A 16,378-nucleotide genomic window follows, 5' to 3' on the forward strand; every position below is an offset into this window, starting at 1 on the left:
TGGGAAGAGATCCCGGGCGCTCGTTGCGGCAATCTGGTGGGCGGCGTGTCAAAATCGTCGCCATGACACGCGTGATAGCGCTCGACCGGCGCTCCTGGTCCAAGGCCACCTGGCCGCTGGGCACACACCCCCACGCAGAGGGGGTCACCTTCGCCGTCTACGCCCCGGCCGCCACGCGGGTGCAGCTCGAGATCTACCCGGAGGCGATGGGTGCCTCCGCGCAGCGCACCTATCTCCTCGCCAAGGGCCGCGACGGCGTCTGGCGGGCCTGGTTGCAGGGCCTGCAGTTCGGGGCCCTGATCGGCTTCCGCGCCTGGGGCCGGAACTGGCGGTATGTGAAGGGCTGGAAGCCGGGGTCGGATCTGGGCTTCGTCTCCGACCTGGACAAGGACGGCAACCGGTTCAACCCCAACAAGGTGCTCTTCGATCCCTACGCCCGCGAGGTCACCCACAACGTCTTCACCGACCAGCTGCATGATTACGGCGTCAACGACGGCGTGTTCGGCACCGGCGGGGAACTGGTCGACGGCGTCCCCCGTCGCAACATCGACACCGGACCGTACGCGCCGAAGGGGGTGCTGATCGCCGACTACACGCCCGTCACGCCGAAGCCCCGCATCCCGAGCGAGAAGAACGTCATCTACGAGGTGCAGGTGGAGCAGCTGACCGGCCATCCGTCGGTGGCGCGGCTGTCCGAGCTGCTCAGCCGCGAACCGGGCTTCGAGGGCGTCGTCGACATCCCGCCGGAGTTCCAGGGCACCTACAAGGGTGCCGGGATGATGGCGCCGTACCTCAAGGCGTTGGGGGTGACCACCGTCGAGTTGCTGCCGGTGCACGAGACGAACGCGTCGGAATCCGCCCGCCACGGCGCGGTGAACGCCTGGGGTTACATGACGCTGTCCTTCTTCGCCCCGAACCGGCAGTACGCGGCGGACAAGAGCTGGTGCGGGCCCACCCGCGAGTTCAAGGAGATGGTCTCCGCGTTCCACGACGCGGGCCTCGAGGTGTACCTCGATGTGGTCTACAACCACACCGCCGAGGGCGGCAACTGGAACGGTGACGTCAACGCCACCGGCTTCACCAGCCTGGGCGGGTTCGCCTGCGCCGAGTACTACCAGATGACGCCAGACAAGATCCTGGTCGACGGCGCCACGGGCACGTCGAACCAGATGAACTACTCCTCCGAGGCGGCCAGGAAGCTGGTGCTGGACTCGCTGGAGTACTGGACGCAGGACATGCAGGTGGACGGCTTCCGGTTCGACCTGGCCACCGTGCTCGGCCGCCTGCCCGGTGAGGCCGCCGCCGACGACTGGGCCAGGCAGAAGCGGTTCTTCTCGGACCACCCGTTGCTGGTGGACATCGCGGCCATGGCGAAGGCCGAGCACATCGACGTCATCGCCGAGGCGTGGGACCTCTGGGGCTACGAGGTGGGCAACTTCCCCCGCGGCTGGGGCGAGTGGAACGGCCGCTACCGCGACGCTGTGCGCCGCTTCACCAAGGGTGACGCCAACATGGTGGCGTTCACGGACATGTTCAACGGCGACTACCACCACTTCCACGACAGCGGCGGCGCGCAGAAGACCATCAACTTCATCACCGCCCACGACGGCTTCAACATGGCGGACCTGGTGTCCTACCAGGAGAAGCAGAACCACCAGCCGCCGCCGTTCGGTCCCTCCGACGGCGGGTCGGACGACAACCTGTCGTGGGATTCGGGGGGCTCCCAGGCGCTGCGCCGCCAGCGGTTGCGCAACCTCTGGACCATCCTGTTCTTCTCCCGTGGGGTGCCGATGATCGTGGCCGGCGACGAGTTCGGCCGCACCCAGAACGGCAACAACAACCCGTGGGCGCTGGACTCGGTGGCGATGCGCAACAACTACGCCATGATCCCCACCAACGCCCCGCAGCGGGTGCCGGTGGCCGACGGCGTCGACGAGCCGTACCACGACAATCTTGGGCAGTACGAGACGCCCCCGCACGTCAACGGGCAGTTCCGCTTCGCCACCTTCCTCGCCAACCTCCGCCAGCGGCACGAGGCGCTCCAGCAGAGGCGCTGGGGGGACATGGTGGCAGACGACAAGGACGTGTCCTACCTCTTCCACACCCCGTCGGGCGAGGGGTTCCCCATGGAGGGGGACCGGGCGGTCTCCATCCAGATCGACTCCCCGGGGGACGACTTCTGGGTGATGATCAACATGGCCGACCACGAGATCGAGTTCAAGGTCCCGCCGCCCCTGGAGGGCTACGTGTGGCGGCGGCTCATCGACACGTCGACCTTCGCGGAGCCTGCCTGCAACTACTGGAACGAGGGTGAGGGCTTGATCGTGTCCGAGACCGCGACCGTTGCGGCCTGGTCGGTCATCGTGTGGCAGGAGCAGCCGAAGCCCGACGGTTCGCGGGTCATCCCCGTCTGGAAGGACTGACTGACATGGCTGAGGCAAGCGGCGGGTCTGTGGCATCGGGCGAGGCGACGGGGGCACGCGGCCGGCGCGCCGCCGTCGTGTTCAACCCCACGAAGGTTGAACGTGCGGGGCTGGAGAAGGTGGTTGGTGCGGCCGAGAAGACGGCGGGCTGGGGTCCGTCGCTGTGGCTGGAGACCTCCGCCGAGGATCCGGGCACCGGCATGGCACGGCAGGCCGTCGACGAGGGGTGCGCGGTGGTGCTCGGGGTCGGCGGTGACGGCACCATCCGGGCCGTGGCCGAGGGCCTGCGGGGTAGCGGGGTGCCGCTCGGGCTCTGTCCCCAGGGCACGGGCAATCTGCTGGCCAGAAACCTGGAACTGACGTTGGACAACCTGCCCGAATCGGTGAAGGCCGCGTTCGAGGGCGTGGCGCGGCCGGTGGACCTGGGGATCGCCGCATGGACGCGGGAGAGCGGCGATCGCGAGGAGCGCACCTTCGTCGTGATGGCCGGCATGGGCCTGGACGCCCAGATCATGTCGTCGGCGGATGAGAAGCTGAAGAAGAAGTTCGGCATGGTGGCCTACGTGAAGGCCGGTCTGGAGTCGCTGCGCAAGAACCACCGGATGCGTCTGCAGTACCGCCTCGACGACGACGCCCCCCAGCGCGCGCGGGTGCACACGGTGCTTGTCGGCAACTGCGGATCCATCGGCGGCAACGTGCTGCTCATGCCGGATGCCGCCGTCGACGACGGGGTTCTCGACGTGGTCGCGGTGGAACCGCAGGGCCGCTTCGGGTGGGTCCGCGTGGCGTGGAAGGTGTTGGTCGACAACGCCATTTTCCGCGGCCGGAAGCGCAGCCAGGGCGGGAACCGCGAGCTGAGCTACCAGCAGTGCCGACGCATCGAGGTGTGGTTGCGCGAGCCGGAGGAGATCGAGCTCGACGGGGACCACTTCGGCGAAGTGACCTCGGTGACGGTGACTGTTGAGCCGAAGGGGCTGCAGGTGATGATGCCCGCCGGATGGGAGCCCTCCGCCGCCTGACCCCTCCGTCGGCCCGGCGCCTGCACCGCCGTGCTGCCGCCCCCGACGGGGTCCCGAGTGTCACTTGTCATGCTCAGGGTCGAGTACGACCTTGAGCATGACAAGTAGCCAACCCCCCATAATGGCGGCATGGAACTGCTCCCCATGACGTTCGCCTCCGGGTGGGCCTCAGGCATCAACGCCTACGCGACGGTGTTCATCCTCGGCCTGCTCGGCCGGTACGCCGGCACCGGCGGCGTCCCCGAGGGGTTCATGCGCACCGACGTACTGATCATCATGGGTGTCCTCGCCCTCCTCGAACTGGTGGCGGACAAGATCCCCGTCGTCGACTCCATCTGGGACGTGCCCTCCACTGCGATCCGCCCCATCGCCGGGGCCGTCATCGGAGCGCTCATCGCCGGCGCCAACGGCGACCTGCTCACCATCTCGCTGGCCGCCGTCGGAGGGGTGACGGCCCTGCTCAGCCATCTGTCCAAGGCCGGGATCCGGCTGGCGGTCAACACATCCCCGGAGCCGGTGTCCAATGTCGCGGCGTCCGTGGCCGGGGACGTCGGCGTGGTGAGCGTGGCCACGTTGGCGGTGCTGTTCCCAGTTACGGCCGCGATCGTCGCCGCGATCCTGCTCGCCATCATGATGTGGCTGGCGTGGACGCTGATGTCGCGGATCAAACGCGGGTGGGAGTGGTTGAAAGCTCGGTGGGGCGCGGCGGACACACCCGCCTAGCGCCGCCTCACGAACCACACCGCGACACCCGCCGCGACCAACGCGACAATCAGCCCCGCGGCGACGGCTGGGTCTGCCAGCAGGCCGACCCCGGCCGACGGCGTCCCGGGCGACGGCTCCACGGGTGAGGGTTCGCCGAGGTCGGCGGTCAGCTCGGCCTCGACCCCGTCGTCGGCCGGTCCGGAGCCGCTGCACAGGTTGGAGCGCCAGGCGGCACCGTCGGGCTGGGCGAACAGGATGATCTCCATCCCCTCCTCGATGCCCTCCCAGCCGCAGCTGGCGCCTTCAACGGCGGTGAGCACCTCGACGGTGCCGGGAGGATCGCCCTTCCACGCCTGCGTCAGCTCGACGGTGTAGGTGGCGTCGTCGAGGCTCGACGTCGGTCTCGCGGGCCGCTCGACCAACACCACGGTGCCGCGCGCCACCACGTCGGCCATGTCGGCCTGTTCCGCGGGCGTGAGCGCCACGCAGCTGCACGCGACCGCCCGGGGTGCCTGCTGCCAGCTGACCACGAGCGTGGTGGCGAGCATCGCGACCACCACCAGGAGCGCCTTGATCCTCATCCCTCCAGGGTGCCACCGCGACCCTGCTGGGTCATCCCCGAGGCGGTAACCGTCGCCGAATCGTGACCTCGGCTGTCAGCCTGAGAGGGGTGCGTGGGTGAGGGTGCGGTCCACCCAGGCGTCGAGCCAGCGCCCCGCGGAGGGCCGGAACGAGTAGACGAACGCCAACCGCAGCCGCGCCGCCGCTCCGTAGGTCGCCAGCCGCTCCGGGCTGATCCGCAGCTCCTCGACGACGCCGGCGAGGGCCTCGCGGACGGGTCCTGGCTCCCGAAGCGATCCCTGAGCGTGCCGCAGGTCGACGTGGGTGAGCAGGTTCGCCAGGTCCAGGGCCGCCTCGCCCCGGGCCGCGGTGTCCAGATCCAGTAGGGCGAGCGAATCCCCGTCCCACAAGGCCTGTTTGTCGTGCAGGTCGCGGTGCAGCGTCACCGCGGGGTCCGGTGCGTCCGCGAGCCCCCCGCACGTCCTGTCGACGGCGCGGGCCAGCTCCGCCATCCGCGGCAGGGACCCGAAGAGCTCAGCGTGCCCCAGCCACTGCCGCAGCACCGCGACCTCGGCGGCCGCGTCGTGGGCCGGCACGTTCACCGGCTGCCGTGCCAGCAGAGGCCACCGGGCCGCGAGCTCGCGCCACCCGTCGAGGCCGTCGTCGCCGAGCTCATGCAGGGTCCGGCCTGGGAGCAGCTCGAACTCCAGCCGATCCTCCGCCACGGCCCGCACTGCCGCGGCGCCCAGGCCGGCCCGTCGGCACGCCTCGCCCATCTGCGACGACACCGCCGCGACCCCCGCCGCCCGCCCGGGCCGCAGCACCTTCGTCGCCCGGTCCGGGTGCAGCACCACGGCCCGCCTGTGCAGCCGGTGCACCACCAGCCGCCCTCCCGACGGCGTCAGCCCGGGGAGACGAGGGTCGCGGCGGTGCCCGGCGAGCCGCAGCCCACCGTCGGCGGACAGCCGCCCGGCCAGAAGCGACGCGTCGCGCACCACCTCGACGGTGAGCGAGCCGTCGCTCGCCGGCCACGCGCGCCTCACCCCTGGCAGCTCCCGCAGCGCGGACAACGCCCGCGACACGCCCGTCACACCAGTTCCTCGAGGATGTCCAACCGCCCCGCGACACCCGCGCGCCACCCCGGATCGGCCCGCCGCAGGGGATCGACGGCGCCCAGCAGCACCGCTCGCGCCCGACCCACCCGCAGCTCCGCATCGCCTGGGATGCTGCCGCCGCCCGCGCGGTACCCATCGAGCAGGGCCTCCCCGAGCCCGGGGGCGGCGGAGGCCAGGTAGGAGCCGAGGTCCGCCGCCGGTGCGCCGACAGTGGCCCGGTCCAGGTCCGTCAGCCACACCCGCCCGGTCTGCCGCTCCAGCAGCACCTGGTCCGGGGAGAAGTCGCCGTGCAGCAGGGCGCCCCCGCGCCCGACCCGCGCCCACAGGGCCGCGACCCGATCGGTCAGGACGGAGACCCGGGAGGCCAGGCCTGCTTCCAATGGCGCCAGGATCTCCGCGTGGGCGCGGCCCTGCGCCGCCAGGTCCGGCTGCCGAGCCGCCAACCAGCCTGCGACCTGCACCGGTACCGCCCCGACGGCCCCGTGCAGGAGAGCCAGCGCGACCCCCGCCGCGCGGGTGCCGGCCACGTCGGGGGTCCGCTCCAGGTCGGTGTCGCCCACGAACCGCTGGATGCGCACCCCCCGCCGCGACCCGTCGTCGATCCGCCCAGGCACGGGCACCCCGGCTGCGACCAACACCGTGTCCAGCGCCAGCGCCGTCGGGTCCGCCTCGTCGGCCACCCGCACCGTCGTCGCTGCCCGGCGCACCACCAGGCGCCGGGCAGGGTTGTAGCGCAGCACCGGATCGTCGACCCCCAGAACCCCGGCCACGGCAGCGCCCCGCAGTGCGCCGGCGAGCACCGGGTCCGCCCACACCTCACCGCTCTCCAGCACCAGGTCGCCGTCCAGCGTCCGCAGGCGGTACCGCTGGCCGCGCCGGACTGCCCGTTCCTCCGCCTTCTCCGTCTTGGCCCGGCTCGCCGGCCACAGCACCCGCGCCCACCCGTCGACCTCCCCCGTCCGCGCGTCCGCCAGCGCCGCCACCACGGACACCCCCGGTTTGATCCGCAGCCGCGACACCACAGCCTCGCGCCCCGTCAGCTCCGAGATCGACGGCGGGTCCAGCAGCAGCGCCACCACCTCGTCGGTCCTCATCGCGTGCCCATCCGGATCTCGTCGGGGGTGCGGCCGCTGGCCTCCACCCAGGCCCGGAACGAGGGGTCGTCGGCGAGCAGCGCCGCCGGCGAGCCCTCGCGCAGGATCCTGCCGTCCTCCAGCCACACCACCCGGTCCGAGCGGAGCGCCATCTCGACGTCGTGGGTGACGGCCAGGGTGGTGCGGTTCTCGACGAGGGTATCGATCGCGTCGAGGACCAGCCGGGCGGACTCCGGGTCCAGGCCGGTGGTGGCCTCGTCGAGCACCACGACTGGGGCGTCGCGCAGCAGCGCGCGGGCGATGGCGACGCGCTGCCGCTGCCCGCCGGACAGGGTGCCGCCGCGCTCGCCGACGACGGTGTCGTAGCCGTCTTCGAGGTCGAGGATGAACTCGTGGGCGTGCGCGGCGCGCGCCGCGATCTCGACCTCCACGTCGGTGGCGTCCTGCCTTCCCAGCCGGATGTTCTCCCGGATGGTGCCCGTGAACAGCACCGCCTCCTGGGCCAGCAGCGAGACGTTGGCCCGCAGGTGCCCCAGGTCCAGCTCCCGCAGCGGATGACCGTCCAGGGTCACCTCGCCGAGCTGGGGGTCCAGCGCCCGCACCAGCAGCGAGACCAGCGTGGACTTGCCGGAGCCGGACGGGCCGATGACGGCCACCTTCTCGCCGGGGCGGGCCGTCAGCGTCACCCCGCGCAGCACCGTCGTCCTCCCGTAGCCGGCCACCACGGAGTCGAACCGCACCCAGCCCCGCACAGCCCGCGGGGTCACTGAGCGCCGCGGGGAGACCACCTCGGGGGCGATGTCCATCAGGTCCGCCACCCGCTCGCCCGAGGCGCTGGCCCGCGCGATCCGGCCGGTGTACTTCGCCATGTCGCGCAGCGGTTTCATGGTGGTGCGCAGGTAGGTGGTGAACAGCACCAGATCGCCCGGCGTCATGGCGCCGTCCAGGACGCGCAGGCCGCCGCCGACGAGGACGACGGCGGTCGCGAGCCCGACGATGACGTCGGTGCGGCGCTCCAACCCGGCCGCCAGCCGCCGGGACTTCACGCCCTCCTTGAGCGAGCGGTGGTTCGCCGACGAGAACCGGCCGGCGATGTGCTCCTCCAGGCCGTACGCCTGCACGATCCGGATCGACGAGAGCGACTCCTGCGCAGTGTTGGCCAGCTGCCCCTCGCCCTTGCGGGTCTGGCGTGAGGCCACCGCGATCTTCTGCGAGGTGCCCACCGAGCCCACGAAGAACAGCGCCATGGCCGCCACCACCACCAGCGACAGCAGCGGGTCCAGCACCAGCATCACCACCAGCATCACCGCCAGCGTGAGCAGGTTGGCCACCAGCGGCAGACCCGCGGTGACGGCCACCTCCTGCATCCGGCCCACGTCGCTGACGAGGCGCTGGACCGTGTCGGCGCTGCGGTTGCGGGAGTGGAACTGCTGCGACAGGCCCTGCACATGACGGAACACGCGTGCCCTCAGCGTCGTGGCCACCCGCGACCCCACCAGCGCGAACGCCACCGTTGCCAGGTAGTTGCTGAGCGCCCGGAGCCCCACGATCACCACCGTCGCCACGCCGCACCAGACGAGCAGGCCGACGGTGGCGGGGGCCTGGCCCGCGCCGAGGTCGGCGCCCAGCGAGGCACTCACCGCGTCGACGACGAACTTCATCGGCCACGGCTCCAGCACCCGGAACACCACCTCGAGCAGCAGCACCCCGGTGCCGCCGAGCATCAGGCGCCGGTGGCCGACGAGGTCGGGGCGCAGCAGCGCCAGGGTGCGGGCCATCGCGGAGCGGTCCAGCCGCGTGCGGTCACTCATCGCCCGCCTCCGCGAGGGCCAGGATGCGATCCACCACGCCGGCCCAGCTGTGCCGCTCGACGGCGTGCGCCCTGGCCAGGCGGCCCATCCGCGACCTGAGCGCGGGGTCGGCGGCCAGGCCATCGAGCGCGCCCGCCAGGGCGGCCGGGTCCGACGGCGGCACCAGGACGCCGTCGCCGTCGAGGATCGCGGGCAGCTGCCCGACGGCCGATGCCACCACGGGCAGCCCGGCCGCGAGGTACTCGTAGACCTTCAGCGGCGAGAAATACTGGTCCCCGTCCGCCGGCGACGCCGGGTAGGGCGCCACGCCGACGGCGGAGCCGGCCAGGTGTCGCGGGATCTCGGCGGGGGCGACGGCGCCGCGGAACTCCACCTCGACGCCCAGCCGGGCCGCAAGTCCCTCGAGGGCGCCGCGCTCCGGGCCGTCGCCGATGATCCGCAGCCGCCAGGGCACGTGGGCCAGCGCGGCTGCCTCCACCAGGTCCGAGACGCCGTGCCAGGGCTTGAGGGTGCCGACGAACGTCACCACCGGCGCCCCGTTCGATTCCGGCTGGGGCGCGATGCGCTGCACGCCCACCCCGTTGGCGACGGTGTGCACCCGGCCGCCGTCGGTGTGCCGCCGCACCCAGGCCCGCACCGGGTCCGAGACGCACACGGTGGCCGAGGCCGCCTTGACCTGCGCGCGGAGCGCTGCCCAGGCGAAGGGCGCGTCGACGAGGTCACGGTGCCGGCGCTGCTCCTCGATGAGGGGGGCGTTGACCTCCAGGACCGTGCGGGCGCCCAGCGACGCGCCGACGCGCGCCAGGGCCGTGCTGAACAGGGAGTAGCGCTCGTAGACCAGGTCCGCGCCGCCGTCGATCACCTGCCGGGCGATCATGTCCGAGGCGGTGCGCTGGGCGCGCTCGCGGGCGGCAGGATCGCCCTTCGCGACGCCGACGTGCACCACGTCGAGGCCGGCCAGATCCTCGGGCACGTGCTCCCCGATGCGGGTGGCGTAGACGGTGACGTGGTGGCCGCGGGCGCGGAACTCGCGGACCACCTCCTGGATGTGCACGGAGGCGCCCTTCGTGCCGAACACCGGGATGCCGGGGTCCACGGACACGTAGGCGATCCTCATCGGGCGGCTCCGTTCTGCCAGGCGCTGAGTGTCGCGGCGTGGCGGCGGCTGTCGAAGCGCTCCTCGATGAGGGCGCGGGCGTTGGCGGACATCGCCGCGGCGGGTAGCCGGCCGGCCGCGAAGGCGGACAGGGCATCGGCCAGGCCGGACACGTCGCCGGGCTCCAGGAGCACGCCGGTCTCGCCGTCGAGGACCACCTCCGGTAGGCCGGTGACGGCTGTGGCGACCACGGGCGTGCCCACGGCCATCGCCTCCAGGACGACGGTGGGGAGGCCGTCGACGTTGCCGTCGTCTGCGGGGATGCAGGGGGCGGCGAACACGTCGGCCTCCTCGATCAGGGTGCGGATCTGGGTCTGGGTGCGGGGGCCCACCAGGCGGACGGTGTCGCGGAGGCCGAGCTCGTCGATCCGGGCCTGGAGTGCGGGCGCGAGCTCGCCGTCACCGGCGATGGTGACCCGGAGTGGAAGCCCGGCGGCGGTGGCCTGGGCGGCGGCGTCGACGAGGTCGGCGAACCCCTTCTTCGCCACCAGCCGGCCGACCGCCGCCACCTTGAGCCGCTGGCCCGGCTCGGGGAGGTCGCGGTAGGGGAAGCGGTCCAGCTCCAGTGCGTTGTACTGGAGGGTGATGCGGGCTCCTGTCCCGTCGAGGACGCGCTCCAGGTGTGCGAGGTTGAACCGGCTGATGGCGATCACCCGGTCCGCGTCGGCGGCCAGGCGGCGCAGCCAGGCGAGGTCCACGGACTCGTGGAAGATGTCCTTGGCGTGCGTGGTGAGCGTGAACGGCACCCCGGTGAGGCGCGAGGCGATCCACGCGGCGCGCCCGGCGAGGGTGGCGAAGTGGGCGTGCAGGTGCGTGATCCCGTCGGCGACGACGGCCTGCGCCAGCTCCACTCCCTGGGCCACCTCGTCGCCGGGGAGGTCCGCCAGATGCGGGAGGGTCGCGGCGAAGCGGTCCCGCATGGCGGGGTCCTGGACGCCGTCGGCGATCCGAGCCCACAGGTCCGCGCCCTTCGCGTACCGGGAGATCCACGTCACGTTGGCCTCCACGCGGGCGATCTCGGGGTGGAAGCGGGCGTCGGTGGTGGGACGCAGGGCGTAGATGGAGAGGTCGTCTCCGTGGGCCTCGCGGGCCAGGATCTCGGTGACGATGAACGTCTCCGAGAAGCGCGGATAGACCTTCAGGACGTAGCCGATGCGGGTCATGCCCCCACCCCCACGAGGTAGCGGGAGCGGTCCGCGTTGAGCAGGGTCGCCGCGTAGCCGGCGGTGACCGCCAGGCCGTCGAGGCGGATGCCGGAGCGGTCGACGCGACGGTGGACGGCGTCGGCCGCCCAGGAACCCAGCGCGGCGGGGGTGGCGTGTCCGGCCCGGAGGAGGTCAGCGGCACCCGCGCGGGCCATGGAGCGGGCGCGGATCAGCTGCTCTGTGCGGGGCTGCTCGCGAGGCACCAGGAGCGCCGGGGTGGCGGTGGCGAGGACCTCGCACACCGTGTTGTAGCCGGCCATCGCGATCACGGCCGAGGCGGCCCGGATGTGGTCCGGGAGGCCGGGAAGGTCGCGGTGCACGTCGGTGAGCGGGCCGGCGGCCGCGGCGATCTCGGCGTGGGCGTCGTCGTCGAGTTGGGGCCCGGTCACCACCAGGTGCCGGTGCCCGGGGGGAACCTCCATGGCGACGGCGGCGCGCAGCAGCTCCACGCCGTCGGAGCCGCCGCCGGTGGTGGTGAGGATGAACGGGGGATCGGCGGCGAGGGTCGCGGCGGGGGCGTCGGCACGCCCCTCCGCCAGATAGCCGGTGAACCGGATCCGGTCGATCAGCGCGGGGGGAGCCTCGCCGGAGGCGATGGGATCGTGGATCCGCGGGTCGCCGTACACCCACACCTCGTCCACCAGGTCGCGCAGCTTCATCGGGTTCTTGAGCCGACGCCACTCCGCCGCGACCACGTCGGGGGCGTCGAGCACCTCCCGCAGCCCGAGGACGACGCGGGTGGTGGGGCGCGCTGCTCGCAGCCGGCGCAGGGGGCGACGGAGCTCCTTGCGGACGCCGTAGATGTGGCGGTCGATCACAACCAGGTCCGGCGCGAAGCCGAGCAGCGCGGCCTCGAGCACCGAGGAGCGGAGCTGGATCAGGTCGTCGGTGCCGGCGTCCAGGTGTCGCGGGTGATACTCGCCGCCGTCCTTCGCGATGCCGGGGATGGTCAGCCAGTCGAAGCCGGCCGGGAGCGGGAACGCGCTGGCGCGGGGGAGGCCGGAGACCAGCAGGCCGGAGACCGGCCGGCCGGTCAGCGCGGGGAGCGCGGCGGCGAGGTGGTGCGCGATGGCGAGGTTGCGACGCACATGGCCGAGGCCCTGCGAGTCGTGGCTGTAGAGCACCACTTTGGTGGGTGAGCTGTCGTCCGGCATCTCTGCTCCAGTCCCTCGTCCGCCGGGTGTCGGCCCGGGCCGCCGGTCCCAACCGGCCGGTGAGATGAGCCTGCCGGGCGTCGGTGAGGCGCCCGTGAGCCGTCGATGGGAGAACTCTCATGAAGCCGCCGTGGTGCGTGCAAGACTGACGCCCATGGAGTTCTCCTCGCTGTACCGCCACGGGTTCGCGCGGGTTGCGGCCTGCACGCTTCCGGTGATCATCGCGGACCCGGCCGCCAATGCCCATGCCATCTCGCTTGAGGTGAAGGCGTGCCACGACGACGGTGTCGCGGTGGCGGTGTTCCCCGAACTGTCGCTCTCCGGGTACGCCATCGACGACCTCCTGCTGCAGGACGTGCTGCTCGACGCCGTGGACCGCGCCGTCGTCGAGCTGGCGGAGGCGACCGCGGACCTGCTGCCGCTGATCGTGGTGGGGGCGCCGCTGCGCGCAGGCAACCGGCTCTACAACTGCGGAGTGGTGATCCACCGCGGGCATGTGCTCGGCGTGGTGCCGAAGGCCTACCTGCCCAACTACCGCGAGTTCTACGAGAAGCGCTGGTTCGCTGACGGCGCGGACCTGGACTTCGACACCCTCCACCGGCCCGGGTGGCCCGCCGAGTTCGGCGAGGTCCCCTTCGGCACGGACCTCCTCTTCGAGGCCCGGGACGTGCCCGGCCTCACCGTCCACGTCGAGGTCTGCGAGGACATGTGGGTGCCCGTGCCGCCGTCGTCCCTGGCAGCGATGGCAGGCGCGACGGTGCAGCTCAACCTCTCCGCGTCCCCCATCACGGTGGGGCGGGCCGAGGACCGGCACCTGATGGCCCGCTCCGCCAGCGCCCGCAACAACTCCGCCTACGCCTACGCGGCGGCCAGCTTCGGCGAGTCCACCACGGACCTGTCCTGGGACGGCATGACGATGGTCTACGAGATGGGCGATCTGCTGGGCCAGACCGAGCGTTTCCCGCACGCCGCCCAGCGCACCGTCGTCGACGTGGACCTGGACCGCCTGCGCCAGGAACGGATTCGGCAGGGGTCGTTCGAGGACAACCGACGGGCGGTCGGGGTGGGGGAGTACCGGAACATCGACTTCGCGGTCCGGCCACCCTCGGGCGATCTCGGGCTCCGTCGCCCGCTGGATCGTTTCCCGTTCGTGCCCGACGACCCGGCCAGGCTGCACCACGACTGCTACGAGGCGTACAACATCCAGGTCTCCGGGCTGGAGCGGCGGATGAAGGCCATCGGGGGAGGGGATGCGGCCAAGTCGCCGAAGATCGTCATCGGCGTCAGTGGAGGGCTGGACTCCACGCACGCCTTGATTGTCGCGGCGAAGGCGTGCGATCGGTTGTCGCTGCCCCGCACCCACATCCTGGCGTTCACGCTGCCCGGCTTCGCCACGTCGTCGCACACGAAGAACAACGCCACCCTGCTCGCCGAGGCGCTCGGCGTCACGTTCGAGACGGTCGACATCACGGCCATGGCCACCCAGCTGCTCAAGGACCTCGGCCATCCCGCGGGCGACGGTGAGCCGGTCTACGACGTGACCTTCGAGAACGTGCAGGCCGGCATCCGCACGGACTTCCTGTTCCGCGCCGCGAATCAGCGCGGCGGGATCGTGCTGGGCACCGGGGACCTGTCCGAGCTGGCGCTCGGCTGGTGCACCTACGGTGTGGGTGATCAGATGAGCCACTACGGCGTCAACGCGGGAGTCCCGAAGACGCTCATGCAGCACCTCATCCGGTGGGTGATCAACACCGGACAGTTCGAGGAGAGCGGGGTCAACGAGACCCTGTCGTCGATCCTCAACACGGAGATTTCGCCCGAGCTGATCCCGGTGGGGGAGGGACAGAAGCCGCAGTCCACGGAGGACTCGATCGGGCCCTACGCCCTGCATGACTTCACCCTGTTCGGCGTGCTGCGCCGCGGCTACCGGCCGAGCAAGATCGCGTTCCTGGCGCACCATGCGTGGCGGGATGTCGACGCGGGCCACTGGCCCTCGGGGTACCCGGAGGCGGACCGTACCGCCTACGACCTGGCCACCATCAAGAAGTGGGAGTCGGTGTTCCTGCGTCGGTTCTTCGCCAACCAGTTCAAGCGTTCGGCGATGCCCAACGGGCCGAAGGTGCTCTCGGGTGGGGCGTTGTCGCCGCGGGGGGATTGGCGGATGCCGTCGGACGTGTCGGCGACGGCGTGGTTGGCCGAACTGAAGGACAACGTTCCGGACTGAGGCGTCATTCTCGTTGGCTGAGGTGCCGCGCAGCCCATTCCCGCTGGCTGAGCCGCCCGCAGGCTGTCCCGTTGGCTGAGTGCCGCGCAGCTCTCTCCCGCTGGCTGAGGTGCCGCGCAGCGGCCTCGAAGCCTATGAAACGTAGGCTGACCAGCGGATGGGGACCCTCTCAGCGGGTGCCTGGACCCGTGAGTCGAGGCCCGGGCGGCCGTTGTGCGTGGTCTGATATGGGGGTTCAGCCTTGGCGGTGGCCGGGTGGTGAGGCCGCCCGGGCCTCGTCTCCCGTCTCCACGCACTGGTCTCCGTGTGGCGTGGTTAGCTTCGGGCGCGGTTCGCCGGGACGGCCCCTGGTGCGGGTCAGTCCAGGCGGGACGCCAGCTGGGTGATCGTCGGGTTGGGCATCACTGCGCCGCGCCGCCCCCGTCGATCCGCTCCCAGCGGACCACGACGCCTCCGTATTCCTGGCCCCGCCGGGGCTGAGTCCTGGGACGGCTCTTCTGCTGGCTGAGCGCTTGAGACGAGCGGCCTCTCCCGGTGGCTGAGGTGCCGCGCAGCTCTCTCCCGCTGGCTGACTTGAAAGAACGCTCTTTCCCGCTCCACGGGGGCCGCCCGGCCCCGGACACTGAGGTGCCGCGCAGCTGACTTGAAAGAACGCTCTTTCCCGCTCCACGGGGGCCGCCCGGCCCCGGACACTGAGGTGCCGCGCAGCTCTCTCCCGCTGGCTGAGGTGCCGCGCAGCGGCCTCGAAGCCTATGAAACGTAGGCTGACAACGAACGTCCCTTGAGTCCCTCTAAGACTCGTCGCTTCGGGATGGGGGCGGCGACCCCTCTCAGCTGGGTGAGCCAGCCGGCGCCCGGGGCTGGGACCCGCCCCAGGGCCGCCGACGAGCCGGGTGCCCCCCAATTCACCAGGCTCGCCGGCGGCTGCTCGTGGGGTTGGCGTGCCTCACCGCCCGTCTTGGGCCGCACATCTGCACGAGGCGTGACGGACCGCAGGCCCCGCTTCAGGAGGTGGCGATGGTCCAGGCGCCGTCGGCCTTGACGAGCAGCAGAGACGGGCCGGCCATCAAGGGGACGCTGCCCTCGTAGGCGCCGATCTCGTTGATCAGCAGGCTGGGCCAGGTGCCGTCGGACTGCTGGAGGACGAAGTTTGCACCGCCGTCGTGGGTGACGGCCGCGACCGCCGCCCCACCCTCGTACTTGAACACGGCGTCGCCGGCCCCGCTGAGTTGTGCCGGTGCCACGGGAGCAGCGGTGACGGGATCGATCTGGACCGTCCAGGAACCGTCCGCCGTGATCTGCAGCATGGTGGGCTCGCCACCCATGAGGCCGTAGGAGACGGTGCCGGAGTAGGTGCCGATCTCGTTGACGAGCAGGTCATCGAGCTGGTTCGAGCCGTCAAGCGTCTGGAGGACGAAGTTGGCGCTGCCCTCGTGGGTGGCGGTGACCAGAGCGGCCTCGGCGTCGGCCGGCAGCTGGATCACCGAGTCGCCGGTGCCGCTCTGCGTGATGGTGGCGAAGGCGCCGAAGCGCTCGGCGTAGGGGTCGGCTTCTGGCGCCGGGGATTCCTCCGGCTGTGTGGCGGCGGTGCTCGACGGGGCGCTGCTGGCGGCGGGTGATGCAGCAGGACTCGACGGACTCGTTGCAGGGGCGGAGCTGGAGGCGGGGGCGGCCACGGGTGCCGCAGTCTCGGCCGGATCCGAGAAGGCGCCGCCGATACCGGCCAGCACCAGGAGGCCCGCAGGGATCAGTACGCGCTTCTTGCGGTACCACGGCCTGGTGAGCGGCGGAGGGGTGGGCATGGGGGCGCTGGGCTGTTGTTGCCACTGTGGCGTGGTAGTCACGGTGTCTCCTTGGGGTCGACGATGGATCCACGATCCCAAGGCTGGCTTCTCATGTCGCGACAGCGTG

General features: G+C 71.8%; 12 protein-coding genes. 4 read left to right on the forward strand and 8 right to left on the reverse strand.

Annotated features, from left to right (window positions below):
* Positions 1–62 precede the first annotated feature (62 nt).
* The 3 genes from ACX1D1_RS02430 (at position 63) to ACX1D1_RS02440 (ending at position 4,165) form a co-directional block, all read left to right on the forward strand.
* Complete coding sequence (locus ACX1D1_RS02430; RefSeq protein WP_459055771.1) at positions 63–2,423, forward strand: glycogen debranching protein; 2,361 nt, start codon at positions 63–65, stop codon at positions 2,421–2,423.
* Between the two features lie 5 nt (positions 2,424–2,428).
* Positions 2,429–3,442: a diacylglycerol/lipid kinase family protein gene (locus tag ACX1D1_RS02435; protein WP_182783465.1), complete on the forward strand. Its 1,014-nt coding sequence runs from the start codon at positions 2,429–2,431 to the stop codon at positions 3,440–3,442.
* Positions 3,443–3,571: 129 nt separating this feature from the next.
* Complete coding sequence (locus tag ACX1D1_RS02440; RefSeq protein WP_182783463.1) at positions 3,572–4,165, forward strand: DUF4126 domain-containing protein; 594 nt, start codon at positions 3,572–3,574, stop codon at positions 4,163–4,165.
* On the opposite strand, the gene ACX1D1_RS02445 is transcribed toward ACX1D1_RS02440, so the two are convergent.
* The 7 genes from ACX1D1_RS02445 to ACX1D1_RS02475 all read right to left on the reverse strand — a co-directional run bounded on the left by ACX1D1_RS02445 (position 4,162) and on the right by ACX1D1_RS02475 (position 12,243).
* Positions 4,162–4,728, reverse strand: coding sequence for a netrin-like domain-containing protein (locus tag ACX1D1_RS02445; protein ID WP_459055772.1), 567 nt, complete (start codon positions 4,726–4,728; stop codon positions 4,162–4,164). The genes ACX1D1_RS02440 and ACX1D1_RS02445 overlap by 4 nt on opposite strands.
* A gap of 75 nt (positions 4,729–4,803) precedes the next feature.
* On the reverse strand, positions 4,804–5,799 hold the full coding sequence (locus ACX1D1_RS02450) for a phosphotransferase (RefSeq protein WP_182783459.1): 996 nt from the start codon (positions 5,797–5,799) through the stop codon (positions 4,804–4,806).
* Positions 5,796–6,917 (reverse strand): phosphotransferase family protein, encoded by a 1,122-nt coding sequence (locus ACX1D1_RS02455; protein WP_182783457.1) that lies wholly within the window; start codon positions 6,915–6,917, stop codon positions 5,796–5,798. The genes ACX1D1_RS02450 and ACX1D1_RS02455 overlap by 4 nt, the downstream gene beginning before the upstream one ends.
* Positions 6,914–8,728 carry an ABC transporter ATP-binding protein gene (locus ACX1D1_RS02460; protein WP_220491007.1) on the reverse strand — a complete coding sequence of 605 codons (1,815 nt, stop codon included), beginning with the start codon at positions 8,726–8,728 and terminating at the stop codon, positions 6,914–6,916. Before ACX1D1_RS02460 ends, ACX1D1_RS02455 begins: the two co-directional genes overlap by 4 nt.
* Positions 8,721–9,845 (reverse strand): glycosyltransferase family 4 protein, encoded by a 1,125-nt coding sequence (locus tag ACX1D1_RS02465; protein ID WP_182800540.1) that lies wholly within the window; start codon positions 9,843–9,845, stop codon positions 8,721–8,723. Before ACX1D1_RS02465 ends, ACX1D1_RS02460 begins: the two co-directional genes overlap by 8 nt.
* The gene (locus tag ACX1D1_RS02470) at positions 9,842–11,047 is read right to left on the reverse strand and encodes a glycosyltransferase (RefSeq protein WP_459055773.1); all 1,206 of its coding nucleotides are present in this window, start codon (positions 11,045–11,047) and stop codon (positions 9,842–9,844) included. Before ACX1D1_RS02470 ends, ACX1D1_RS02465 begins: the two co-directional genes overlap by 4 nt.
* Positions 11,044–12,243, reverse strand: a complete 1,200-nt coding sequence (locus tag ACX1D1_RS02475) for a glycosyltransferase family protein (protein WP_220491006.1) — start codon at positions 12,241–12,243, stop codon at positions 11,044–11,046. The genes ACX1D1_RS02470 and ACX1D1_RS02475 overlap by 4 nt, the downstream gene beginning before the upstream one ends.
* A 154-nt stretch (positions 12,244–12,397) precedes the next feature.
* Between ACX1D1_RS02475 and ACX1D1_RS02480 the strand changes: the two genes are divergently transcribed.
* Positions 12,398–14,467 carry an NAD(+) synthase gene (locus ACX1D1_RS02480; protein WP_459055774.1) on the forward strand — a complete coding sequence of 690 codons (2,070 nt, stop codon included), beginning with the start codon at positions 12,398–12,400 and terminating at the stop codon, positions 14,465–14,467.
* A gap of 1,004 nt (positions 14,468–15,471) precedes the next feature.
* On the opposite strand, the gene ACX1D1_RS02485 is transcribed toward ACX1D1_RS02480, so the two are convergent.
* The gene (locus ACX1D1_RS02485; protein WP_459055775.1) at positions 15,472–16,311 is read right to left on the reverse strand and encodes a hypothetical protein; all 840 of its coding nucleotides are present in this window, start codon (positions 16,309–16,311) and stop codon (positions 15,472–15,474) included.
* Positions 16,312–16,378: the final 67 nt, after the last annotated feature.

It is taken from the genome of Tessaracoccus luoxuelianae, assembly GCF_054483915.1.